The organism is Streptomyces sp. NPDC058662 (assembly GCF_042716255.1).
GTDB lineage: Bacteria > Actinomycetota > Actinomycetes > Streptomycetales > Streptomycetaceae > Streptomyces.
Genome location: NZ_JBHXRU010000040.1, coordinates 1 through 23,714, shown reverse-complemented (window position 1 = coordinate 23,714; position 23,714 = coordinate 1). Strand labels below are relative to the sequence as shown.

Sequence of the window (23,714 nt, the reverse complement as noted above, 5' to 3'; positions counted from 1 at the left end):
CCGGTGCCCGCGGCCTGCTCGGACGGCGCCCGGTCGCCGGGTCCGACCCGGTAGGGAGATACTGGAAGCCACGCCGTGTGGAGGCGACATGCGCGAAGCGGAGCACCGCGAAGCGGAGTACGGCGGCCCCAGCCGGGCCCCGGAACACGTCAGTGACACGGCAGCGGTCGTCCTGGACGACGAGGGTGTGGTCGTGGCCTGCTCCGGTACGGCGGCGACGCTGCTGGGATGCGTGCCGGGACAGCCGTGCGCCGCCCTCCGGACCCTGCTCCCGCACGGCGGGGGGCACGACACGGAGGATCCCGCGACCCCGCCGGACCACGTCTCCTACGAGGTGGTCCGCCTCGGCGAGCGGGCGGCGGGCGGTACGGCCGCCGAGGTGCGGTGGCTCGTCCTGATCACACCGGCCGAATCCGCGGCCGAGGCGTCCGCGCGCGACGCCGAGCGCCGCCGGACGGGGCTCTCCCGGGCCGCGGCGGCGAGCATCGGTACCTCCCTCGACGTGACGGACATGGCCGAGGCCCTGGTGAACCTGCTCGTCCCCGACTTCGCCGACCTGGCGACCGTGGACATCGCGGAGGCGGTACTCGTCGGCGACGAGCCCGCGCACCTCGACGCGAGCGGGGACGTACGCCTGCGCCGGACCGCCTCGGCGCAGAGCCCGGCGATCTCCGCGGAGGAGCTCCTGGCGGTCGGCGAGGCCCTCCCGCCCGTGGGGGACAGTGCCGTGATGCGCCCTCTCCTGGAGGGGCGGCCCGTGCTGGTGTCCGACGTCCCGGCGCTGCGTGAGCGGCTCGACGTCGACCCGGAGCGGCTGCGGCTGTTCGTCCCGAACGGCGTGCACTCCTCCGTGGCGGTGCCGCTCTTCGCGCGGGGCCTGGTCCTGGGCTGCGTCACGGTCTGGCGCGGCCAGCTGCCCTCCGCGTTCGGCGAGGAGGACACCGCCCTGCTGCGCGACGTCGTCTCCAGGGCCGCGCTCGGCGTGGACAACGCGCGCCGGTACACGCGGGAGCACCGGTCCGCGGTGGCCCTGCAGCGGAGCCTGCTGCCGCGCTCCTCCCTGGAGTTCACCGCCGCCGAGACGGTGGGGATCTACCAGCCGGCGGGTCGCGGCATGGGGGTCGGCGGGGACTGGTTCGACGTCATCCCCCTTCCGTCCCTGCGCGTCGGATTCGTCGTCGGGGACGTCGTCGGCCACGGACTCGACGCCACCGCGGCCATGGCGCGGCTGCGGACGGCGGTGCGGGCCCTGGCCGACCTCGACCTGGATCCCGGTGAGCTCCTCACCCACCTGGACGACCTGGTGCTCGGTCTCTCCGGCGAGGGGACGTCGGCGGAGTCCCGCTCCGAGACGGCGGTGCTCGGCGCGACGTGCCTGTACGCCGTCTACGACCCGGTGGGGAGGACGTGCTCCGCCGCCACCGCGGGGCATCCGCCGCCGGCCCTCCTGACGCCGGGCGAGGACCCCGCCTTCGTCGGCATGGCACCGGGACCGCCGCTGGGCGTCGGGGAAGTGCCCTTCGAGGTCGCCGAGTTCGACGTACGGCCCGGAAGCATGCTGGCGTTCTTCACCAACGGGCTCGTCGCCGGCCGGGGCGGTGACATCGAGGAGGGGATGGAGCGCCTGCGGAGCGCGCTCGCCGGAGCGGACCCGGCCAGGAGCCTGGGCGAACTCGGGCAGAGCCTCTTCGACGGCGTGCTGCCCCAGGACCCGGCCGACGACGTGGCGCTGCTGCTGGCCCGCACGCACGCCCTGTCGTCCGACCGCGTCGCCGCGTGGGAGCTTGAGGCCGACCTGTCCCTCGTCTCACGCGCCCGCGAGCTCGTGGTCGGCCAGCTCGCCGCCTGGGAGCTGGACGATCTGGGCTTCGTCACGGAGCTCGTCGCCAGCGAACTCGTCACCAACGCGATCCGCTACACGGCGGGCCCGGTCGGACTCCGGCTCATCCGGGATCGAGTGCTCGTCTGCGAGGTGACCGACTCCAGCAGTACGCAGCCGCGCCTTCGCCGGGCCCGGGAGACGGACGAAGGAGGCCGCGGCCTCTTCCTCGTCGCCCAGCTCACCGACCGCTGGGGCAGCCGCTTCACCAGCACCGGGAAGACCATCTGGACGGAGCAGGCAATAGACGGCCCCGCCACCGCCCACCCCCTGATAACAGCGGACTTCTGACCCCCCGGCCCCCGCCGCACCGCCCACCGCGGATGACGCGGCCAACGCGGAACTACCGACGCCGCGCTACAACCGAACTACCCGAGCCGGCCTGCCCCGAGCTGCTCAGCCGCGGACGGCGTTTCCGTACTTCCGCCCGTCGGTCCGGTCTCGACGGGGACGGGGCGCCGCCGGCGCAGCTGTTCGCGTTCGACATCCGGAATCGTCATCGACTCGGCGAGCACGGCGGCGAGCGCGCCCACATGCGTGTCGTCGACGTCGGCGTTGAAGAGCCATCGGATGTTCTCGTCGCGCGTGATGAGGTCGATCGCCAAGCGCCTGCCCCTGTCCTGCGTGGCCGCTGACCGGACGTACCGCACCTGGTCGACCGGGATGTCCTGCCGGATTTCGCCCTGCTCAAGGAATGTGCTCGCCCTCGCCGTGATGACGCGGCGATCCGTGACGGCGACCAGTGTCTTCGCCGTCACCGCCTTGTCCCTCGCTGCCGCCAGCTTCTCCTTCGCTCCGCTGAGGATCGCGGACAGGGGGCCGGCGGCGTCGAGCTGCTCCGGGAAGCCCAGGACGCGCAGGGTCTCGCCGTCCTCCAGGAACCAGCGCAGGATGCGAAGGTACGGCGTGAGATCCAGTGATGCGGGTGCGCAGACCGTGTCCGGGACCTCCTGGGGAGGGGCCGGTGGGCGGAGGGCGTCGGCGAGAGGCTCGATCGCCCGCAGGATGCCGGCGGATGCCCGGCGGGCCGCTGCCGAGTCCTTGCGCTTCCCCGGCAGTGGCAGGGTGTCGCGCCCGGGGAGCTCGGCGATGATGCGCAGCTCCCGCGTCAGGGCGTCGACGAGGCCGGTCGTCTCGGCGAGGGCGGCGTCCAGCTCCTCGCCGGTACGGCGCACGATGGCGTCGGCGAGCCGCGCCTCGCCGGGGTCCTCCGCGCCGGCGGCTCTCGCCCGCGCGGCGTGCAGCGCCTGGCAGCCGGTCCACGCCTTGACGGAAGAAAGGAGGGCGTTCGCGTCGAAGAGGATCGCCTCGGCGTTCGCGTCGAGGTACTCGCGGCGGCCCCGCGTGTCGACCCGATGGATCTGCTCGATATGCGTGCCGACGTTCAACCTGTACAGGTCGCGCTGCTTGCGCAGCGACGCCTCACTCCCTGCGACGATGTCCCACAGGGACGTCGGGACGGATCCGACCTCCCGTGCCCGGTCGACCGCGTGGTCGACGGTGGCGACGAGCGCCGTCAGCTCGGCCCACTGCTCGCGCCGGACCGTCGCGAGGACCTGGCTCGTCAGCGCGATGTTGGTTCTGACGAGCTTCGTGACCTCGCTCAGCTGCATCTGCAAGGCAACCATGGCCAGCGCGGGCCCGATCGCCGCCGCGGCCTGCGCCGCGCTCACCGCGGTCACGGGGATGAAGCGGGCCTGGGCCAGCCCACTGGAGGAGATCACCGTTCCGAGGTTCGCGCCGTCCTTGACGGCAAGCGCTGCACCGGTCCGCAGGAGGGCCTGGGTAGCGTCGCTGAGCCGGTAGAGCCCCTGCGCGCCGGAGAATGCGCTTCCGAGGTTGCCGGCCACGGTCGCCGTGTTCCCGATCGAGGCGAGGACTGTGCAGATCTGGTGGCGGTCGGCCGCAGGTACGAGTCCGAAGTCGATCAGGTCGGGCTTGAGTTCAGCCGGAAGCTCGCCAAAGACGACGGCGATCCCCGGGAGTACCTCCGCCAGGACCGTCGACGCCGTCGTCGGGTCGGGGTCCGCGCCGGGTGCGCCCCCACCAGGTGAGTCTGCGGTGGTGCGCCGACCGCTCTCCGCCTGATCGGAGACCTCCATCGAGCCCGAAGGGTCCTGCATACGATCTCCTGCCCGAGGGGCGCGCGACGGCCGGACGCCGGGGGTGTTCGATGCCGAAGTCTACGGCGCGACGCCTCCCGGTCGACCCCAGTTCCACCGTGCCGATTCCCGATGACTGCCCGCACGCCCCCGGCCCCCGGGCCGCCCCCGCCCCCGGCGGGCGGGCGCGGGCCGGGGCGGGGGTCAGAGCATGATGAGGAGGCGTGTCTTCGGCTTGAGCTTCCTGTTCACCGAACGGCTCTGCACGTATACCTCCAACTTGGGATTGCGGCCCGCCTTGACGGAAACGGTGCCCTGAATTCCCGTACCGAAGAGAAGGCTGCGCGCCGCGTCGCCCGTGTACGCGCGGTCGGTGTCCTTCTCGACGACGATGACTTCCTTGTCGGGCTGAACCTGCACGCGGGTGCCCAGCTGGTAGTAGCAGGATCCGCGTTCGTACGTGACGCCCGGATGTGAATCGACGAAGGACCGGATCTCGACCTCCGTATCGACTTTCAGCAGCCGGTACTTGTCGGCGGGCACCGGTTCGAGCTTCGCCCGCACATCGTCCACCGAAATGTCCTGGCCGACCGCGAAAAGGTTCTTCGTACCGCGCACGCCCTGCTCGCGGCCGCGGAGGAAGCTGGTGGCGGCGGCGCGCACGGTGCCTATCGCCTCCTCGACGCCCTCCTGCGAATCCGCGTCCCATATGGCGATGTTGCCGGCCGGGAAGCCGTAGTTCTGCGCGGTCCGCTTCGCCAGGGAGTTCGGGACGAGGATCGCCGACGTCCAGTGCCCCGGGAGCGCCCCCATCTTCGCCGCGATCCTGTCCAGCCACGGGCCGAGGACGGCCATGTCGCCGTCGTGCCGCCTGTCGCCGCCCGAGGCGTTCTCCTCCCCGTCCGTGACCACGATCTGGAGGAAGCTGTGCTCGCCGTACTCCTCCCAGATGTGGCCCAGGTCGTCGAGGGATTTCACCGAGGCCTCTATGAGCGCCGTAGCACCGTTCTTCACTTTGTACAGACCGCGCATGGACGGCAGATGCTTCACATCCATGTCCCAGACCAGATTCTCCACCCTGTGGTCGAAGGAATAGAGGCTGATCCGGGTCTCGTGGCCGAGGCTGTCCGACTCGGCCTTCAAACCCGAGACGAACTCGTCCACGACGCGGATGAGTTGATTCTGGTGCTGATGCATGGAACCCGAACAGTCCACTACCAGCGCGACGTGATTCACCTTGTGCTGGATCTTGTTGGCGGACATGGTTCTGCTCCTTCTCCGAGGCTCCCCGAGCGATGTATCCACACTATGGGGAGCCACTGACAACGGAGTTCGGAGCAGACCGCGTCCGGCGAACGCGCCGAAAGGCCCGCGGGCCGCCGCCCCGGACGGGAGCGCGGCGGGCGCCGCCTCCCCTCCCTCCGCGCCGGCGGCGGGCCGCACGGGGCGGGCGGTTGGTGACACGCCCGCCCCTCATCGGTATGCATCTCACAAGAATCCGAAGTCGTAAGTTGCATAAAAATGCAACTCTTGGGCGTGCGTGAGGAGTCCGGGCGTCAGACGTCGAGCTCCGCTTCGACCCGCCGGAGCTGGTGGCGGGCCATGGCGAGGTTGGCATTGCGCTTGTCGAGGACGAGGTAGAGGAACATCGTCTCCTTCCCCCGCCCCCTGGCCAGGAGGATCAGGTGGTACTGCTCGCCGAGGGTGATCAGTACGTCCTCGATCTCGTCTTCGAGGCCGAGATGCTGCATGGTGCGGACCTTGGCCCTGATCACATCGGTGTTGCCGGCCGCGGCGACGGTCATATCGAGGTCCCGCCCCCCGCCCGCGGTGCCCAGGGCCATGCCGCTGGTGTAGTCGACGACCGCCGCTCCCAGGCTGCCCTCGACGCTGGCCATGATGTCCTTGAGTGCGGTTTCCACGTTCGCCATGAGCTCTCGCCCTCCGTGTCTCGCGTGTGCCGGCACGCTGCGCGCGCACCGCCCTGTCATCGCGACGCTATCCACAGACCCGCCCCGTCTGCGGGGATTCGGGAGAACTGGCCGCGGGAGCGCCCTGATCGGGGCGGACGGCCGGGATGCGGTGTCAGGGGAGTCAGGGGTGCCTGGAGGTGAGGTCGGCGAGGAGGTTGGCCTGGCCCTGGAGGACTCCGGTGAGGATGCCGCGCGCCACGCGCAGGAGTTCGGCGACGTCGTCGCCGGCGAGACGGTAGTGGACGCTGACGCCCTCGCGGCGGGTGTGGACGAGGTTGGCCTTGCGGAGTACCGCGAGCTGCTGGGACAGAGCGGCCGGCTCGACGCCGACCTCGGCCAGCAGCTCGGAGACGGCGTGTTCGCGCTGGCTGAGGAGTTCCAGGACACGGATGCGGACGGGGTGGCCGAGGGTTTTGAAGAACTCCGCCTTCAACTGGTACAGCGGGGTGCTCACCTCCGTCCTCTCGTCACTGCCGTGCGCCTCGCCCACCCGTCCTGACACGTCTTCGGCCCCGTCCTGATCCTGGGCGGCCGTCGGGCGCCCACCGAGGCCTCCACCCTCGCAGATCCGTGCACGTTCCGGACCCCCGTCCACGTTTCCGCCCGCCCGGCCGCCCTGCTTTCTCCGGGTCCGTCCTCGATCACCGCGGTGAGATCATCGGACCTGACAGGGGCAGGTACGGAGAGGCAGGACATGACGCAGGAGCGAATGACCTACGAAGTGGTGGCCACGGTGTCCCCACCAGCGGTTGTCAGCGCGGACCGGAACGGGCAGGGGGGTGGATCCGCCCGCCTGTGCCGGGACGCGGACGCCCCGGCCCTGGACGCGCGCCGCTCCGTACGGGCCTTCCACATCGTTCCCGAGGGCCACGCCCCGAGCGCGCGCGTGGTCACCGAGCAGGCTCTGGGGTCGCGGTTCAGCGGGCGTCCGGCCGTCTACCGGGTCGAGGACCCGTACGGGGTGCCGCTCGGCCGGATCTCGCTGCGCTGCCGCCGCTTCCTTCACATGGGCCGGAAGCTGTGGACGGTGGAGCCGGCGACCGGCCCCGTCCTCCGGGGCTACCGGGGCCGCCTCGTCTGGTGGGCGCTGTGGTGGCCGTTCGGGCTCCCGCTCAGCCTGCTGTGCTTCGTCTTCGCCGTCGTCGTTGAGGACGACATCGGCATCGGCTCACCCCGGCGCATCATCTGGCGCGACGACTCCGGCCGCGCCCACATCGTCTTCCGGGGCATGGAGGCCGACGACTTCGAGGTTCTGGTCCCCGGCTGGGACCCCCGCCTGATCGCCGCGCTCGTCGGCCTCCACCAGGCCTTCGAGCCGGCCGAGAAGGCGGGCGCCGCCGGCTGGTACGGAAACTGACCGCCCCGGGCCCGTCTGCGGAGTGGCCGTGGCCCTGGCTTGAGTCCTGGAAGCTCCTCGGCTGGGCCCGCCGGGCACAGTGGGCTGTCTGTGAAAAATGGCGGGCGGTCACTTCGCTGAGGCTCCTGTGGAGAGGGCAGAGGGCGATGAGTGTGGCTGACAGTTGGTCGTGTGTGATGAGTCTTCTTCGGGAGCACGCGCCGGCCGATCACGCGGATCTGGCAGGGCCCGCTACGGAGCAGATGCTCGCGGCAGCCGAGGAACGGATGGGGATCTCCCTGCACGGGGACCTGCGGACGTGGCTGTTGCAGAACAATCTGGATCTGCCAGAGGAAGACGTCGACGACGAAGTGGCATGCTGCGGTTTCGACGGGTTCCCCGACGAGGGAAGCTTCTTTCTGGGCATCCGGGCGATGGAGAGGCTTTACGCGAACCGCTCCATGCCCGGTGGATTCGACCCCGCGGACCAGCCGGACTATCCGTTCTGGCGTAACGAGTGGATCCCGTTCCTGTCGGACCAGGACGGCTGGACGGGAAAGTTCATCGATGTGCGGGACGGCCGCGTCGGCAGCTGGTTCGTGGGTGAGGTGACGGTCGCGGGCGAGTACGAATCGATGGCCCAGTATTTCGACTCCGTGGCGGAGACGCTGACGAGGATCGCCGATGGAAGCTACCCGGTCTGTCGGTTCACCGAAGGTCGACTTGTCTGGTCGTGAGACGGTTCCCAACTGGATGACGGCCATTGCCGATCCGTCCTCACCCTGGAACGGCAATGAGATTCATCAGCGTTGACGTTCCAGGGTGAGGACGGCTGCCGCGATGACGGCCATCCGGTTGGGGCTGCAGCGGGCCCGGCGGAGGATCTGCCAGGACTTGAGTCGCGCGATGCTTCGTTCGACCGGTGCTCGTGCCGCTGACAGGGCTCGGTTGATTGTCTGCTGGGTTGTGGTGAGCCCCTGGCCGGGAAGCCGTCTGATGGGCGTGGTCACCCAGGGGCCGGCCCCGATGCAGGCGCGGTCGGCGAGCACGGGGACGACCTCCCGCAGCAGACCGGGTGCCCGGCGGGACTGGTGATCGACGACGGCCGTGGCGTAGGCGTGGGCGGGACGCCGGCCCGTCACGCGATCAGTGGCCACCCTGAAAGAGCTCAGTGATCCCGGTCGGCGTCCGGGTCGCGGGGCCCGTCGACGTGCGCTCGGGCCGGGGCACGGGAATCCTCGTCAAGGGCGAGGCGACCCTGCACCCGTAAACCGGAGGCGTTCCGGGCTCCGAGGCCACGGTGCTCCTGAGGCGGGCCATCTCGCGTAGCTGCTTCGGGTCGATATTGTTCGCCGCGGATGGGCGAGCGGCGGGCCCCCACGCCGTGCGGAGCCGTATCGGGACCGCTCGCTCGCGCATGCCGACTGACGACCATTGGTTGATCATGACTACCTTCGGGATCGAATTTGAGCCAAGTTGACCCAGAAGGATCGTTTCATTACCCGCAAACCATCCCTAATCGCGGTCCTGGGACGGCTACATGGGGTTGCGGATTGGCCGGGGTGGGCGCACGTTTTGGAGCACCAGCATCCCCGTCACGGCCGCGGGAGGGCACGCCGGGGCACACGCACCACCCACGCGCCGAAAGGGAAGCAGGGATCTCATGACAGTGCAGGCCGTCAAGCCGCCCATACTGCGGATGCCGTACCCGGTGCGGGTGAATCCGTCTCTGCCGGCCCTGCACGAGGAGACCGAGACGTGGGCGCGAGAGATGGGCATGTTGGACAGCGACGAAGCGCCGTCGGCCTCCCGGGCCATCTGGACCCTGTCCCAGTTCCATGCCATGGCCGTTGACCGGCTGACCGCCTGGGCTCTTCCTGACGCCTCGCCCGCCGACCTCCGGCTCAATCACCGGTTCAACCTCTGGGCTCTGGCCTGGGACGACTACTTCGCCTCCACCTTCAAACGGACGGGCGACCTCGCAGGCGCACAAGCCTTCACCGACCGCCTCCATGCCTTCCTGCCGCCGGAGCCGGGCGCCCGGTTGCCGGAGCCGACCAATGCCGTCGAAAGGGGCATGGCCGACCTCCAGCAAGGATTGTTCCCCCCGAGACTGGCGCACTGGCAGCAGGACCTCAACGGTGCCCTGGCAAGGTACATCGACGCGGGAGTTCAGGAACTGGCCAACAGCCGCGCCGGCCGCGTTCCGGATCTCATCGAGTATGCCCAGTTCCGCCGTGAGAGCTTTGCCGCCTATACCGCCCCCTACTCCGTGGAACTCTCCACCGGCGCACGGATCCCTGAGCGGATCCGGCACAACCGAGCCTTCCGCGCGTTGCTCGACGCCTTCATGGACTACATGGGAATGGCGAACGACATTGCCTCCTATCAGCGGGAAGTCCATGACGAACACGACGTCAACAACCTCGTCGTAGTCCTGCAGACATCCCTGGGCATATCCGTCCAGGAGGCGATGCATGCGGCCGCCGATCTGGTGACCGCCCGACTGCGCCACTTCGAGCACCTCACACGGAGCGAACTGCCCCTGGTCGTCCAGCGAGCCGGGCTGAACCGCGGCGAACGGATCGAGCTGGAGTCGTGGCTCCGGGGAGCTTGCAGTTTCCTGTCCGGCCTCCATGCGTGGTACACCGGGGCGCCTCGTTACGCGCCGGCAGACGGTCCGTTCCAAGAGCAACGGACTTCCACCGCCGCCGTGCCCACCGGCGGGCGTTGTGTCTCAGTGTCATGAGGCCCCACCACGTCGACACTGTCCACCGGGCGCTGCACCGCCGAGGAGGGTTGTCCGGCCCGGCCACAGACGCCGAACGCCCGGGTCAGGGAGCTGTGGACGACCTGCTGTTCCGGCAAAACAGCCGTTTTCGACTCAGGAGCCGCGCCTGACGGTGCGAACACGTGGTTGGTGCTCGCCCAGCTCGCAGGAGGCTGCCGGCCCACGCCGTCCGGCAGCCTCCTCGGCTGTGATGTTCGGTTCTGATGCGAGCTGCGAGGCTTACAGCCTCCTCAGAAAGCGCCTCAGCCGCGTCCGCCACGTGGTGCGGGGGACGGTGGGGCGCGGCGACTCCCGTTCGGGCAGCGGCCATTGGGGCGCCGTCGAAATGCCGCTGCTCGGCGGTGGCGCGGTCGGCAGCGGTGTCAGCACGTCATGGGCTTCCGGACTGCGGGACGCGAACTTCACGGGCAGTGCCGTCAGATGCCGGGACCAGGTGGAGGAGCGCCAGGTGAGCTCTTCCTCGGGCACCGCCAGGCTGATGTCGGGGATCCGGGTGAGCAGGATGTCGATGCCGGCGTCGGCGATGACACGGCCGATGTCCTGGCCGGGGCATTCATGGGCGCCGGCGCTGAACGACAGGTGCGCGCGGTTGTGGTGCACGCGGGTCGAGGGGTCCGGGCGGACCGTCTGATCGACGTTCCCGGCGGCCAGACCCAGCAGGAGCATGTCCCCCGCCTTGATCTCCTGCCCTCCGAGGGTGGTGTCACCGGTGGCCCAGCGACCGGGGCACACCATCAGCGGCGGCTCATCCCAGAGCACTTGCTCCACTGCTTCCGGCAAGGTCATCTGGCCGCCGGCCAACGACCCGCGGAACCGCGGGTCGGTGACCACCATTCGCATCACGTTGGACATGAGATTCGAGGTCGTCTCATAGCCCGCGAGCAAGATGAGGCGCAGGTGGTGCTGCACCTCCTCGTCCGTGAGGCCGGCCGGGTGGGCCAGCAGCACGGATGCGATGTCCTGCCCGGGCAGCGCGCGCTTGTCGACGACAAGCTGCTCAAGGGTCTTCAGCACGTAGGCGTTGCTCGCGAGCGACGTTTCGGTGCCCTTGAAGAGGTCCCGGGCGGCGTGCACGAGCTTGGGACCGTACTCGTCCGGCATTCCGAGCAGGTGGGTGAGAACGAGCATGGGCAGGTGCTCGGTGAACTGACCGACCAGCTCCGCGCTGCCCGTCTCGCAGAACTCATCGACCAGCTGGTGCGCGAAGCGGGTGATGTGGCGGCGGATTCCGCGTTGGTCGAACTGGTTGAGGCTGGCCGTGACCGCGCCGCGCAGGCGCTGGTGCTTTTCGCCGTCCGCGCATACGCAGTCGGGTCGCCAGCCGATCATCGGCACCAGCGGCGAGGTGGTGGCGTCGATCTCGCCACTCTTCCAGCCGTGCCAGGTGCGGGGGTCGCGGGAGAATTGGGTGGAGCGGCTTGCCACATCACGGTTTTCGAGGTACCCGAGGACGAGCCAGGCCCGTACGTCCCCGTCGAGCAGGACGGGCGCCACCGGACCGTGGACGGCACGCAACTTCTCGTACAGGCCCATGGGGTCGGTCTCGGCAGCGGGGCCCCAGAGCGGGGTCGCTGCGTCGAGTCCCGTGGCGGTGTGGGCCGGGCACCCCGGGGGCGGGGTGAGCCCCGGTTCCGTGGTGGTGTGGTCGGAGGGGACGGTCATACGGACTCCTGAGCGGCGGCGAGGGTACACAAGTAGCCCATGAGCGAGAGCAGCGTGTCGCGACTGGACGACCGGTCGCGTGCGTCACAGGTGACGATGGGCACCGATTCGTTGAGTGCCAGAGCAGTGCGCAGGGCTGGTATCGGGTGCTGCGGCGCATCGGGGAAGGTGTTGACGGCCACGACGAAGGGGACTCGACGGTCCTCCAGACGGGTGATGATCTCGAAGCAGACTTCGATCCTGCGGGTGTCGACGAGGACCACGGCACCGAGCGCGCCTTCGAAGATGCCGTTCCAGAGGAACCAGAAGCGCTCCTGTCCCGGCGTCCCGAAGAGGTACAGGATCAGCTCCTCGTTGATGCTGATGCGGCCGAAGTCCAGAGCAACGGTCGTGGTGTTCTTGCCTTCCGCACCGGGATTGTGGTCGATCCCGACGCCGGCCTGCGTCATGGTCTCCTCGGTGGTCAGGGGAGGGATCTCGCTCACCGCCCCGACCATGGTCGTCTTGCCCACCCCGAAGCCGCCGACCACCACGACCTTGACTCCTCTGGCGCCGTGCGGCAGCAGAACGGCCGAGCGTCGGGGGCCGCCGACGACCGCGTCAGAGCCTGCGTAGTCCATGGATCACCGCCTCCAGAAGGCCAAGTTCGGGGACCGCCGCCACAGGAACGGGAGCAATGGCCTCAACTCGCTCGTGGTCCACGAGCTTGGAGAGCAGCACCGTGATGACGCTGAACGGCAGGCTGAGATACGCGGAAATCTCGGCCACCGACAGCGGGTATTGGCACATGCCGAGAATGGCCGCCTGCTCGGGCTGCATTCCGGGTTCGGGTGCGGACCTCGATGCGATGAGGGTGACCAGGTTGAAGGCTTTGGCTGAGGGACCCGGGCCACCGGAGATGACATAAAGCGGCACGGGACTTCCTTCTTCCCATGCGTCCTGGTTCTGTGACGTCACATTGCCTGCCCGATGTCATCACGAGGCGGGCTGGTCATGTGCTGACCGATCCGGACCACCAGCGTACGCATGCGGTCGCCCAGCAACCCCGCGTCCACCTCCGCATCGGCAAGCACCGCGAGATAGGCTCCGGGTCCGGCCGCCATGAGGGAGAAGTATCCGCCGTCGACTTCGATCCCGACCATGTGGGTCGAGCCGTTTCCGTGCGGGAACTTCTGCGCGATGGCCTTCGCCAGGCTTTGGATGCCCGAGCAGGCGGCCGCGATCGCGTCAGCGGTGTCGGGCTCCGTGTTCGCTTGACCGATGCATAGACCGTCTGACGACAACACGACCACGTGTCGCACGTACGGGACGCTGGCCGCAAGCTCCTTGAGCATCCAGTCCATGTTGAGCAGTGGCGGCACGGTTACTCACCCTCGTCTGATGGCTCGCTGGTTTGGATGGAAGGACCCGTGACCGGTCTGTTCTCGCCGCTGAACGCCTCCCACATCAGGCCCGGCTGCCTGGGTGCGCCGGCCGTTCCCGGGGTGGCGGCCGAAGCGGCGGGGGGATGAGGGGTTGTGCGGACGACCGGTGTCGGGACGGGCGACTCACGCCGCCGCTGCGGCAGTCCATTGAGGGTTTGTTTGACCTCGACGGAATCTGCTGCGGCATCACGCGTCATCGTCGGCCTCGGCACGGTCGGTGCGCCCGTGGGCCTCGGGGCGAACTGTTGGACTTTCGGGGCAGGCTGCTGAACTGTGGTGATCAGGCGCCGCGGAACGAGCACGACGGCCCGCACTCCTCCGTAGGCGGAGGTGCGCAAGTCGACGTCGAGGCCGTTCTCGCGGGCCAGCCTGCTGACGACGGGTAGGCCGAGCTGCGTCGCCTCGCCCAGGTCCGCCAGACCGGATGATGCCTGAGCCATGACCCGGTCGATGCGCTGGCGGACCTCTTCGGTGAGCCCGACCCCGCGGTCCTCGATCTCGATCGCGATACCGGAGGGCACCTCGCTCGCGGTCACCTCGACCGGGGCGTGCGGCGGTGAGAAGGTCGTGGCGTTATCGAGCAGTTCGGCGAGCAGGTGGATCAACGGCTCGGCTCCCTGGCCGATCACAGCGACCTCTGTCACCGACTGCAACTTCACGCGGGGATAGTCCACGATGCGTGACATGGCGCCTCGCACGACGTCGTAGAGCGGAATCGCTTTCGACCACTGGCGCCCGGGCCGGGCGTCACCCAGTACCGCGATGCTGGCCGCGAGGCGCCCGATCAGGGCATTGCGATGGTCGATGTCCTGCAGGCCATGGGAGACCACCACATCCGTGCCATGCAGGATCTGCATGTCGCGCAGGTCCTTGGCGAGTTGATGCACGATCGCCTGGACCCGCCGGGCGATCGCCACCAGGGCCCGCTGCGACGATTCCCGTGTGCGTTCCTCGGCATCCACGGCTTCCAGGAGCGTCCGCAGAGCTGCCCGGAGCGCTTCGGCGAACTCGCTGTCGAGATGTCCCCCGAACGGGACGGACTGCAGGATCTCCGAAACGGGCTCACCCTGCTGCAGGCGGGCGACAGCCGCGGGAAGGAGCTCTTCGGCGAGCCATACGGTGGTGGCCCGCTGATCGGACAAGCGCGCGAGCAGCACGGTCTCGCGTTGCGCGTAGTACCGCTGTACCTCGGCGTTCGCCCGCGCGAAGCGGGCCGCCTCTGCCGAGCGCGTCCGGCGCGCCGTCTCAGCCGAAGTGATGGCCGTCAGGACGACCGCGACGAGGCCGCACCAGGCAACCGGCGTGCGTATCTGCGCGGAAACACAGACCAGCGCCACGACGCAGGCCCCAGCCAGGGCGGCGGGGGGGATTAGCCATGCTGGAGCCATTGCACGTGGCAGCGCTCCAGGGGTTGAACCTGCACGAACCATCGAAGGGTCCCTAAACAGTCTGGAATGAGTGGACTGGGCGTGATGCATTGCGCCGACAAGAACAGTCGGGACATTGCTCGGCCGAGCAAAGATGTTCCAATGGGTTCGCCCGACGGGCCGGTTCGAGATCGCATCGGTGGTCACGCCTCTCTGCGGCCGGGCTCCGTCTGCGCGCAGTGCGACATTCGACGCGCGGTGAATGCAGCGCAACACGCGAGGCGAGCATAGTCAGTTCGGGTACGCCAGGTGGCCTTGACTGGGACGGAAGTCTCCGTTGATCGATCTGGATCCATAGTTGATCGATCACCGCCATCGCGCATCCTGCACATGCATGGAATCGACCGCATTAAGCAGCTCGCTGCTCATGGCCCCCAGCTCCGGCCTCTGTCGCCTCCAGGCCCGTGCATGCCGGGGCGCCGGGGTCCTTGTACGCCACCGTGCGGGCACCTGTCCGGGCCAGGCGTGCAGCGCGGGGCCGAGGCCCGGTGCGCAGCCGGAGCGGATCATGATCCGTTCCGGGTCCGCGGCGGCGGCGCGCACCCGCCGTAGACCCACGACACCGCGCGGCACGGCGCTGCCGCGCCGATCGCCGTGGTCGAGCGCTGCCGTGAGCGTCGGAGTGAGTCCTGAAAGACCTGGGGAAGCTGACCGAACATGCGAATGGTTGTAATCTGCGGAGACCGCCCTTGACCTGCAATGAGCAGGCAGGGAGCAGACATATCGGGAGTATTCGCATGCTTCGTACCATGTTCAAGTCCAAGATCCATCGGGCCACCGTCACCCAGGCCGACCTGCACTACGTCGGGTCCGTGACCGTCGACGCCGACCTCCTCGACGCGGCCGACCTGCTGCCCGGAGAGCTCGTCCACATCGTGGACATCACCAACGGGGCGCGACTGGAGACCTACGTCATCGAGGGGGAGCGCGGGTCCGGTGTCATCGGGATCAACGGCGCCGCCGCGCACCTCGTGCACCCCGGGGACCTGGTCATCCTCATCAGCTACGCGCAGGTCGAGGACGCGGAGGCTCGGGTGCTCAAGCCCCGCGTGGTGCACGTCGACGGCGACAACCGGATCGTCGAACTGGGGACGGACCCGGCCGCCCCGGTGCCGGGCACGGACCAGCGGCGCAGCCCCCACGCCGTAGCCGTCTGACGGCGGGGGCCGTTCCCCGGCCGGTCCGTACCGTGCCCGGGACGGCCCCGTCCGGGGGGCGTACCCGCCCCGATCGCGGGAAGGTGGAACGTATGGTGCACAGCGAAGACCAGACCCAGCCCCCCGTGCCCGAGCCGAGCCCGGTTCCGGCGCCGCCGCCGGGACCGTTCCCGGACCCCGAGCCCATGCCGCGGCCCGCGCCGCCGGTGCCCGGGCCCGTACCCGAGCCGGACCCGGTCCCCCCGCCGCCGGGACCCGCCCCGATCCCGCAGCCCGGCCCCTTGAGCTGAGCTGCGCCGGTCCCGTCCCCGTCCGGGCGCCGGACGGGACGCGGCGCATGCGAACCGCCGGCGCACCGCCGGCGACCGAGGCCCGGCCCCGGCACTGGGTGCCGCCTCGACAGGTCCCCTCCCGGCTTGCCCGCCCCGGAGCGTTTGCGCAGGCCCGCGGCTCGCGGCCAAGTTCCGTCCGCGTGCGCCCTGTTGCGCCTCTTGTCATGCCTTGATCGCGACGTTAGGTTGTGCGGTTCCTGATGTCTTCGATGGGGGCTCCCATGCGTGTACGGGGCCGGCACCGCCGGTATCAGCCGAGCAGCATCAACCGGGCCTCGCTCGCCGTCACCGCCGGTGGTGCCGGGATCGCGCTGCCCCTCATGGGCGCCGGCACCGCGCACGCCGCCTCCGTGGACACCTGGAACAAGGTGGCCGCCTGCGAGTCCACGAGCAACTGGCGCATCAACACGGGCAACGGCTACTACGGCGGCCTCCAGTTCAGCCAGAGCACCTGGCGGGCCTTCGGCGGTACCGCGTACGCGCCCCGGGCCGACCTGGCGACCAAGGACCAGCAGATCGCCGTGGCCGAGAAGGTACTGAAGGGGCAGGGCCCGCAAGCCTGGCCGCACTGCGGCAAGGGAGCCGGGCTCACCCGGGGCGGACCGGCCCCGGCCGTCGGCGCGCAGCAGGTGAAGATCCCCGCGCAGCAGGACCGGGCGGCCCCGCCGCGGCAGGCGGGTCAGACCGCCGGCCGGACCACCCCCCAGGCCCCCGCGCCGGCCAAGGCGCCGCAGGCCGGCACGCCCCGCCCGACGGGGACCACGGTCCTGCCGAACCCGTACGTGGTCGCGCCCGGCGACTCGCTGTCGGCCATCGCCACCGAGCAGCGCGTCGACGGCGGTTGGCAAGCGCTCTACGAGACCAACCGCGCGACGGTCGGATCCGACCCGGACCTGATCTTCCCGGGCCAGCGCCTCACCCTGCGGATCACCACCGCGCCGCCCGCCCCGAACCCGGAGAAGCCGCCCCGCACGGCCGAGCCGGTGCAGCCCGGCGCGCCGGCGGCCGGCGGGACGGCGCCGGCGCCCACGCCCGCACCGCCCCAGAAGCCCGCCCAGAAGCCCGCCCCCGAGCCCTCGGCCGAGAAGCCGGCCCCCCCGAAGCCCGCGGCCAAACCCGCCGCGCAGCCCGCCAAGCCCCCGGCCCGGGACACCTCAGCGCGGGAGCAGCCCGCGACGGGGGGATTCTCCGCGCCCGTCGACGCGGCCCTCGGCACCGCCTACCGCGTCTCGGGCTCCTCCTGGTCCAGCGGCTACCACACCGGCGTCGACTTCCCGGTCGCGACCGGGACCGCCGTCAAGGCCGTCAGCCCGGGCACGATCGTCTCGGCCGGGTGGGCGGGGGCGTACGGGTACCAGGTCGTCATCCGGCACACCGACGGCCGGTACTCCCAGTACGCCCACCTCTCGGCCCTCGGCGTCAAGGCCGGGCAGCAGGTCTCCGGAGGGCAGCGCATCGGGCGCTCCGGCTCCACCGGCAACTCCTCCGGCCCCCACCTGCACTTCGAGATGCGCACGGGACCCGGCTACGGCTCCGACATCGACCCCCTCGGCTACCTCCGGTCCCACGGGGTCCGCATCTGACCCGCGTCCGTGCGGCGGCGCGGCCGTGACCAGGACCAGGCCCGCCGCCGCCAGGACGCCGCAGACCGCCGCCGCCGTCGCACCGGCGGCGCCGTACCGGAAGCCCTCGCCGAACAGTGAGATGCCGACCGCCGCGGCGACCACCGGATTGACCACGGTCAGGGTGGCCAGCGGCGCGGCCAGCCCCGCGCCCCGGTAGGAGGCCTGCGAGAGCAGCAGTCCGCCGAGCGCCAGTACGGCGATCGCCGGGAGGTCCGCCGCCGGGACGCCCGGCGCGCCCGGGGAGAAGGACTCGGCCGCCGACTTCGTGAACACCGAGGCCAGGCCGAAGGACGCACCGGCGGCCGTGGCCAGCAGTACTCCCCGCACCACCTCCCGGTGCACCCGGTGGGCGGCCGCGAACAGGACGGCGACCGAAGCGGCGGCCACCGACAGCAGCAGGATCCGCTCCTCACCACCGAGGGACCGCGCCGCCCGCCCCTCCCCGCCGGTCAGGGCCAGCAGCCCGGCCAGTCCCGCCGTGGCGAGCAGCGCCCCGCGCCAGGCTGTCGCCCCGGCCCGGCGCCGTACGAGGACGGCCGCCATCGGCAGTGCGAAGACGATGGTGAGCGCCCCGAGCGGCTGCACCAGGCTCAGCGGGCCGTACGCGAGGGCCGCGACGTGCAGTACGGCGCCCAGGCCGTTCAGCGCGACCGCCGCCCACCAGGCGGCCCGGCGGACCGGCGCGTACGGGCGGTCCGGCGTACTGGCGGCGACCCGCTCCTGCACGATCGCGCCGCCCGCGTAGGCGAGGGCGGAGACCGCGCAGAGGAGTACCGACAGCGCCAGCGCACTCATGACTTGCACAATGCGCCCCCCGGCGGGGCTATTCCTGCCGGTACGCCGGGTCGTGGCGCGGTCGCGGTCGGTGAGGGGCCCGGGGCCGGGTTTTGGTCCGGGCGCGGGGGATCCGTACAGTTTCCCTTTTGGGGACTTCCGCAGCAGGCGGATGCGGACCAGTGAACGAGGAACGGCAGCGGCCATGACGGTGACCGAAGACAACCACGCATACGGGCCGGGCATCGACCCCGATCGGCTGGCTCTCTGCCTCAGTGTGATCGACGAGCTGGACAAGCTCGACGTCGACCACCCCGACGCCATCACCGTACGCCGCGCCACCGCCGGGCTGTACCGCACGGTCAAGCAGCGCCGGCGCCAGGAGCGCCGCGCCGCCAAGACCGCCAACGACAAGGCCGTCACCGAGGCCACCGCCACCGGCTCCGCCGAGCGCATCGACGACGAGACCCAGGGCAACGCCCTGACCACCGCCGCCAAGGGCCCCATCGCCGGGATACTGCAGCGCCCGCGCTCCTGCTACATCTGCAAGACGCGCTACGTCGAGGTCGACGCCTTCTACCACCAGCTCTGCCAGGACTGCGCCTCCTTCAACCACGCGCGCCGCGACGCCCGCACCGACCTGACCGGCCGGCGCGCCCTGCTGACGGGCGGCCGCGCCAAGATCGGCATGTACATCGCGCTGAGGCTGCTGCGCGACGGCGCGCACACCACCATCACCACCCGCTTCCCGAACGACGCGATCCGCCGCTTCAAGGCCATGCCGGACAGCTCCGAGTGGCTGCACCGCCTGAAGGTCGTCGGCATCGACCTCCGCGACCCGGCGCAGGTGGTCGCCCTCGCCGACTCGGTCGCCGCCGAGGGCCCCCTCGACATCCTGATCAACAACGCCGCGCAGACCGTGCGCCGCTCCCCGGGCGCCTACAGCGAGCTCGTCGCCGCCGAGGGCGCCCCGCTCCCGGCCGGTGAGCTGCCCGCCGCGGAGGTCATCGGCACCTTCGGCAGCGGTACGGTCGACCGCGTCGCCGCCCTGCCCAGCGGCAGGGGCGAGAAGCTGAGTGCGCAGGACGTGACCGAGCTCGCGCTGGTCTCCGGCTCCGCCTCCCTGGAGCGGATCGCGGCCGGTACGGCCATCGACGCGGGCGGCCTGGTGCCGGACCTGCACGACACGAACAGCTGGATCCAGACGGTGTCCGAGGTGGACCCGATCGAGCTGCTCGAAGTGCAGCTGTGCAACTCCACCGCGCCGTTCATCCTGATCAGCAAGCTGCGCCCGGCCATGGCGGCCGCCGAGGCCGGCCGCCGCTACGTGGTCAACGTCTCCGCGATGGAGGGCGTCTTCAGCCGCGGCTACAAGGGCGCCGGGCACCCGCACACCAACATGGCCAAGGCCGCGCTGAACATGCTGACGCGCACCAGCGCCCAGGAGATGTTCCAGAAGGACCGGATCCTGATGACGGCGGTCGACACCGGCTGGATCACCGACGAGCGCCCCCACCCGGACAAGATCCGGCTGGCCGAGGAGGGCTTCCACGCTCCCCTCGACCTGGTCGACGGGGCGGCCCGCGTATACGACCCGATCGTCCGGGGCGAGGCCGGCGAGGACCTCTTCGGCGTCTTCCTCAAGGACTACGCCCCCGCGAACTGGTAACCCGCAGCCCCGGCGCACCGCCGGGACGCCTCCTTCCGCCCCGCGCCTGACCGCGCGAGCGTCCGCGACCGGCCCCCTCGGCCTTCCCGAGGGGGCCGGTCGCGTTCGCGCGGGGCCCGGCGACACGCCGACGACACGCCGACGATCCGCCGGGCGTGTCCGCTCACTCGGACGGAGCATTTTCGCCGCCTCCCGCCCCAAGCCGGTGACCTGCGGTTCTCTGAGGTGCGAAGGCGGGCCCGGGAGAGGGGAAACGGCCTCGATCCGCTGTCCGCGGGCGCCGCCGGGAACGCCGCCACGGCTGCCGGGACGCTGCCCGCCCGGCCTCAACTCCCCGGCGAAGGAGGGGAGTCGGGGTGTGCGCGGAGGCTTCCGCCCAGCCGGTCGGACGGGCGGCCGGCCGCTGCGATCCGCCTACCGCAAGCCGGGTCCGTACGGGCGTACCGACGTGGCCCGTGCGGCTGACGATTACGCGAACTCGCGGTGAAACTCAGGAACAGGAGTGAATTTTACCGTTCCATCGAGCGGGGGTGCGCTCATATGTGTACTCTGGGGCATCAAGACGGCCCCTATCCGGGCCACGCTTCACCAAGGCGCCACCGCGTCCGGAGACCCTCCCATCCTTTGCCCGGCCACGCGGCCAGCCTGCCGGGTTACGCGACACAAAGGAGTTCGCGGTGACTGAATCGACGAAGCCCGAAGCGACAGTTCTGGAGCGTACGGGCTGGGGCACCGCCCACCGGTCCGACGAGCTCGGCAGCCTGGAGGTCTGGGCCCGTTCGGCCCCGATCCGCCTCGCCGGCTACGAGGACGACCTGGCGGAGTCGCACATCCTGCGCGGCATCGACTAGCACGGCCCCGGCGCCACCGCGCCGGACCCCAGCCGTACCCGACGCCCCCCGCACCGATCCGTGCGGGGGGCGTCGTGCGGGGCCGGAGGCCGGGGGCCGGGGCCGGGTGTCGGGTGCGAGGGCCGGTCGGGGGTTCCCAGCAGGCGTACGCCCTGAGCGTCATCGCTGTCGGCGATCACCGCTTCCGCCGCGGCCGCCGCCCCGGCAGGCTGACGCGCATGAAGCTACTGATGCTGGGTGGTACCGAATTCGTCGGACGCGCCATCACCGAGGACGCCCTCGACCGCGGCTGGGAGGTGACCGTCTTCCACCGCGGCCGCCACGCGCCCCCGTCCGGCGCCTCCGCCGTGCACGGCGACCGCACCGCGCCGGGAGGGCTCGACGCCCTCGCCGAAGGGGAGTGGGACCTGGTCGTCGACACCTGGGGCGGCGCCCCCACCGCCGTGCGGGACAGCGCCCGGCTGCTGCGCGGGCGCGCCGGGCACTACGCGTACGTCTCCAGCCGCTCGGTGTACGCCTACCCGGCGCCGGCCGGTATCGGCGAGGACGGACCGCTGGTGGAGGGCTCACCCGACGCGGCTTCCGTCGCCTACGCCGAGGACAAGCGGGGCGGGGAGCTCGCCGCCCTCGACGCCTTCGGGGACCGCGCCCTCCTGGTGCGCGCCGGCCTGATCCTGGGCCCGTACGAGAACGTGGGCCGCCTGCCGTGGTGGCTGAACCGCACCGCCCGGGGCGGCCCGGTGCTCGCCCCGGGACCGCGCGAACTGCCGCTCCAGTACATCGACGTACGCGACCTGGCACGCTGGACCCTCGACGCGGCCGCCGCGGGGCTCGGCGGCGCCTACAACCTGGTCTCGCCTCCCGGGCACGCCACCATGGGCACCTTCCTGGAGGCCTGCGCCGCCACCACCGGCGGCGCCGCCGAACTGCGCTGGACCGATCCGGCCGTGCTCCAGGACGCCGGAGTGCAGCCGTGGACGGAGCTCCCCGTCTGGGTGCCGGAGGGCGAGGCGTACGACGCCATGCACCGGGGCGACGTGTCCAAGGCGGTCGCCGCGGGCCTCACGTGCCGGCCCGTGCAGGAGACCGTGGCCGACACCTGGACCTGGCTCCGGGAACTCGGAGGCGTCGCGCCCCAGCGCTCGGACCGGCCCGCCCCGGGCCTCGACCCGGCGCGCGAGCAGGCCCTACTCGGGCTCTGAGCGCGGCGCGTCCGCGAGACGGGTCGGCGGCAGGTACACGCGCTCCGGCGTGCGGTGCCACCAGTCGCCCGTCTCGCGCAGCTCCCGCCAGGTGGTGTACCGGTAGCGGAACAACCGGGCCCGGACGAAGCGGGGCGGCGTGTCCGGGAAGGGATTGTCGCGCAGCAGCCGCAGGGTGTCGCGGTCGCCGGCCAGCAGGCGCTCCGCGAACGGCCCGAACCAGTCCCGCGCGTAGCCCGGCGAGAGCGCCGCGAACCACATCAGCCAGTCCAGCCGCAGGTGGTACGGGGCGAACTGGCGCGGCAGCGCGTGCGGTCCGCCCGGCTTGCCCTTGAAGCCGTACTCCCGCCAGGCGCCGTCCTCGCGCGGCACCGGGTCGGAGGTCCCCTCGACCACCACCTCCCTCCGGACCCGGCCGACCGAGCCGAAGGCCCCGTAGGAGTTGACCAGGTGCAGCGCGTCGAAGGAGCGGTTCATGACCTGCCGCCGCGAGACCATGTTGAGCACCGGGCGCCGGCTGAGGACGAGCACCAGCGCGGTCACCGCGCAGACCACGACCACGTACCAGAGGGGCGCCGGACGGGAGGCGGCGGCCGGAGGAGCCCCCGCGAGCCCGGTGAAGTCCACGGCCGACAGGGCCAGGGTGATCGTCAGCCAGTTCAGCCACGCGAAGTTGCCGGACAGCACCAGCCACAGCTGCGTCACCACGACGGTGGCGGCGGCGTACGAGGCCACCGGCTGCGGGGTGAACAACAGCACTGGCACCAGGAGTTGGGTCACATGGTTGGCGGCGCACTCCACCCGGTGCAGCGGTCGGGGCAGATGGTGGAAGAACCAGCTCAGCGGCCCCGGCATCGGCTGCGTCTCGTGGTGGAAGTACAGGCACGTCAGCGTCCGCCAGCAGGGGTCCCCGCGCAGCTTGATCAGCCCCGCGCCGAACTCCACCCGGAAGAGCACCCAGCGCAGCAGCCACAGCACCAGGACCGGCGGGCCGACCCGCGCGTTGCCGAGGAAGACGGCGAGGAACCCCACCTCCAGCAGCAGTGACTCCCAGCCGAAGGAGTACCAGGTCTGGCCCACGTTCACGATCGAGAGGTAGAGGAGCCACAGCAGCGCCCACATGCCCATCGCGGCGCCCAGCGGCACGGCGTCCCCCGCCCCCGCGGCCAGCGCCGCGGCGAGCGCGGCGCCGAGCCAGGCGCAGCCGGCGAAGAGCCGGTCCGAGTACCGCAGTTGGAACAGGCTCGGGGCGCGCCGGAACGGCACGTGCCGTACGTACCGCGGTACGGGCAGCATGCCGTGCGCTCCGATCAGGGCCCGGAACTGCAGGGCGGCCCCGACGAAGGCGAAGACGTAGACACCGGCCAGGGCCCGCTGGAAGACCAGCCGGCCGAGCCAGTACCCGGGCGCCGTGAACCAGTCCATCGCTTCCAGTATCGGACCGACCGGGCGGCGGCGGCCACCAGCGGGGCGCGGGCGGGCGGGCGCGGCGGGGCCGCGGGGCCGGCGC

19 protein-coding genes and 2 pseudogenes are annotated in these 23,714 nt (G+C 71.0%); 9 read left to right on the top strand and 12 right to left on the bottom strand.

Annotated elements, in window-relative coordinates:
• The first annotated feature begins 88 nt into the window (after positions 1 to 88).
• Entirely contained in the window at positions 89 to 2,170 is a 2,082-nt protein-coding gene (locus ACFWUQ_RS16650; protein ID WP_384538413.1) for a SpoIIE family protein phosphatase, read from the top strand.
• A 77-nt stretch (positions 2,171 to 2,247) separates the two neighbouring features.
• On the opposite strand, the gene ACFWUQ_RS16645 is transcribed toward ACFWUQ_RS16650, so the two are convergent.
• From ACFWUQ_RS16645 to ACFWUQ_RS16630, 4 genes are all read right to left on the bottom strand, one after another.
• Entirely contained in the window at positions 2,248 to 4,002 is a 1,755-nt protein-coding gene (locus tag ACFWUQ_RS16645; protein ID WP_384538411.1) for a hypothetical protein, read from the bottom strand.
• A 183-nt stretch (positions 4,003 to 4,185) separates the two neighbouring features.
• Positions 4,186 to 5,244 (bottom strand): VWA domain-containing protein, encoded by a 1,059-nt coding sequence (locus tag ACFWUQ_RS16640; protein WP_384538409.1) that lies wholly within the window; start codon positions 5,242 to 5,244, stop codon positions 4,186 to 4,188.
• A gap of 293 nt (positions 5,245 to 5,537) precedes the next feature.
• Positions 5,538 to 5,912 carry a hypothetical protein gene (locus ACFWUQ_RS16635; protein ID WP_384538407.1) on the bottom strand — a complete coding sequence of 125 codons (375 nt, stop codon included), beginning with the start codon at positions 5,910 to 5,912 and terminating at the stop codon, positions 5,538 to 5,540.
• Positions 5,913 to 6,075: 163 nt separating this feature from the next.
• Positions 6,076 to 6,408 (bottom strand): ArsR/SmtB family transcription factor, encoded by a 333-nt coding sequence (locus ACFWUQ_RS16630; protein ID WP_384538405.1) that lies wholly within the window; start codon positions 6,406 to 6,408, stop codon positions 6,076 to 6,078.
• Positions 6,409 to 6,648: 240 nt separating this feature from the next.
• Here ACFWUQ_RS16630 and ACFWUQ_RS16625 point away from each other — a divergent pair, with 240 nt between their 5' ends.
• A complete protein-coding gene (locus tag ACFWUQ_RS16625; RefSeq protein WP_384538403.1) occupies positions 6,649 to 7,311 on the top strand; it encodes a hypothetical protein in 663 nt (220 codons plus the stop codon).
• Between the two features lie 176 nt (positions 7,312 to 7,487).
• Positions 7,488 to 8,027 (top strand): SMI1/KNR4 family protein, encoded by a 540-nt coding sequence (locus ACFWUQ_RS16620; RefSeq protein WP_384538448.1) that lies wholly within the window; start codon positions 7,488 to 7,490, stop codon positions 8,025 to 8,027.
• A gap of 66 nt (positions 8,028 to 8,093) precedes the next feature.
• Here the strand turns inward: ACFWUQ_RS16620 and ACFWUQ_RS16615 are convergent.
• A pseudogene (locus tag ACFWUQ_RS16615) lies at positions 8,094 to 8,354 on the bottom strand (transposase family protein); the annotation flags it as partial.
• A gap of 599 nt (positions 8,355 to 8,953) precedes the next feature.
• Between ACFWUQ_RS16615 and ACFWUQ_RS16610 the strand changes: the two are divergent.
• On the top strand, positions 8,954 to 10,039 hold the full coding sequence (locus ACFWUQ_RS16610; protein ID WP_384538401.1) for a hypothetical protein: 1,086 nt from the start codon (positions 8,954 to 8,956) through the stop codon (positions 10,037 to 10,039).
• 261 nt (positions 10,040 to 10,300) lie between these two features.
• Here the strand turns inward: ACFWUQ_RS16610 and ACFWUQ_RS16605 are convergent, their stop codons facing one another.
• The 5 genes from ACFWUQ_RS16605 to ACFWUQ_RS16585 are packed head-to-tail and all read right to left on the bottom strand — an operon-like array spanning position 10,301 to position 14,504.
• A complete protein-coding gene (locus ACFWUQ_RS16605) occupies positions 10,301 to 11,743 on the bottom strand; it encodes a cytochrome P450 (protein WP_384538400.1) in 1,443 nt (480 codons plus the stop codon).
• Positions 11,740 to 12,363 carry an ATP/GTP-binding protein gene (locus tag ACFWUQ_RS16600; protein ID WP_384538398.1) on the bottom strand — a complete coding sequence of 208 codons (624 nt, stop codon included), beginning with the start codon at positions 12,361 to 12,363 and terminating at the stop codon, positions 11,740 to 11,742. The genes ACFWUQ_RS16605 and ACFWUQ_RS16600 overlap by 4 nt, the downstream gene beginning before the upstream one ends.
• Positions 12,344 to 12,658 carry a DUF742 domain-containing protein gene (locus ACFWUQ_RS16595; protein ID WP_384538397.1) on the bottom strand — a complete coding sequence of 105 codons (315 nt, stop codon included), beginning with the start codon at positions 12,656 to 12,658 and terminating at the stop codon, positions 12,344 to 12,346. Before ACFWUQ_RS16595 ends, ACFWUQ_RS16600 begins: the two co-directional genes overlap by 20 nt.
• A gap of 38 nt (positions 12,659 to 12,696) precedes the next feature.
• Complete coding sequence (locus ACFWUQ_RS16590) at positions 12,697 to 13,086, bottom strand: roadblock/LC7 domain-containing protein (protein WP_031154726.1); 390 nt, start codon at positions 13,084 to 13,086, stop codon at positions 12,697 to 12,699.
• Between the two features lie 20 nt (positions 13,087 to 13,106).
• Complete coding sequence (locus tag ACFWUQ_RS16585; RefSeq protein ID WP_384538395.1) at positions 13,107 to 14,504, bottom strand: ATP-binding protein; 1,398 nt, start codon at positions 14,502 to 14,504, stop codon at positions 13,107 to 13,109.
• A gap of 827 nt (positions 14,505 to 15,331) precedes the next feature.
• Here ACFWUQ_RS16585 and panD point away from each other — a divergent pair.
• Both panD and ACFWUQ_RS16575 read left to right on the top strand, forming a co-directional pair.
• The gene (panD, locus tag ACFWUQ_RS16580; protein ID WP_384538394.1) at positions 15,332 to 15,751 is read left to right on the top strand and encodes an aspartate 1-decarboxylase; all 420 of its coding nucleotides are present in this window, start codon (positions 15,332 to 15,334) and stop codon (positions 15,749 to 15,751) included.
• A gap of 553 nt (positions 15,752 to 16,304) precedes the next feature.
• Positions 16,305 to 17,666 carry a transglycosylase family protein gene (locus ACFWUQ_RS16575; protein ID WP_384538392.1) on the top strand — a complete coding sequence of 454 codons (1,362 nt, stop codon included), beginning with the start codon at positions 16,305 to 16,307 and terminating at the stop codon, positions 17,664 to 17,666.
• 24 nt (positions 17,667 to 17,690) lie between these two features.
• Here ACFWUQ_RS16575 and ACFWUQ_RS16570 read toward each other — a convergent pair.
• Positions 17,691 to 18,503 (bottom strand): annotated as a pseudogene (locus ACFWUQ_RS16570) (DMT family transporter); the annotation flags it as partial.
• A gap of 184 nt (positions 18,504 to 18,687) precedes the next feature.
• On the opposite strand from ACFWUQ_RS16570, the gene ACFWUQ_RS16565 reads away from it, so the two are divergent.
• The 3 genes from ACFWUQ_RS16565 (at position 18,688) to ACFWUQ_RS16555 (ending at position 22,204) form a co-directional block, all read left to right on the top strand.
• Positions 18,688 to 20,151 carry an SDR family NAD(P)-dependent oxidoreductase gene (locus tag ACFWUQ_RS16565; RefSeq protein WP_384538390.1) on the top strand — a complete coding sequence of 488 codons (1,464 nt, stop codon included), beginning with the start codon at positions 18,688 to 18,690 and terminating at the stop codon, positions 20,149 to 20,151.
• A gap of 677 nt (positions 20,152 to 20,828) precedes the next feature.
• On the top strand, positions 20,829 to 21,002 hold the full coding sequence (locus ACFWUQ_RS16560; RefSeq protein ID WP_384538388.1) for a hypothetical protein: 174 nt from the start codon (positions 20,829 to 20,831) through the stop codon (positions 21,000 to 21,002).
• Positions 21,003 to 21,220: 218 nt separating this feature from the next.
• A complete protein-coding gene (locus ACFWUQ_RS16555; protein WP_384538386.1) occupies positions 21,221 to 22,204 on the top strand; it encodes an NAD-dependent epimerase/dehydratase family protein in 984 nt (327 codons plus the stop codon).
• Here ACFWUQ_RS16555 and ACFWUQ_RS16550 read toward each other — a convergent pair.
• Positions 22,190 to 23,629, bottom strand: a complete 1,440-nt coding sequence (locus ACFWUQ_RS16550) for a lipase maturation factor family protein (RefSeq protein ID WP_384538384.1) — start codon at positions 23,627 to 23,629, stop codon at positions 22,190 to 22,192. The genes ACFWUQ_RS16555 and ACFWUQ_RS16550 overlap by 15 nt on opposite strands.
• Positions 23,630 to 23,714 lie beyond the last annotated feature (85 nt).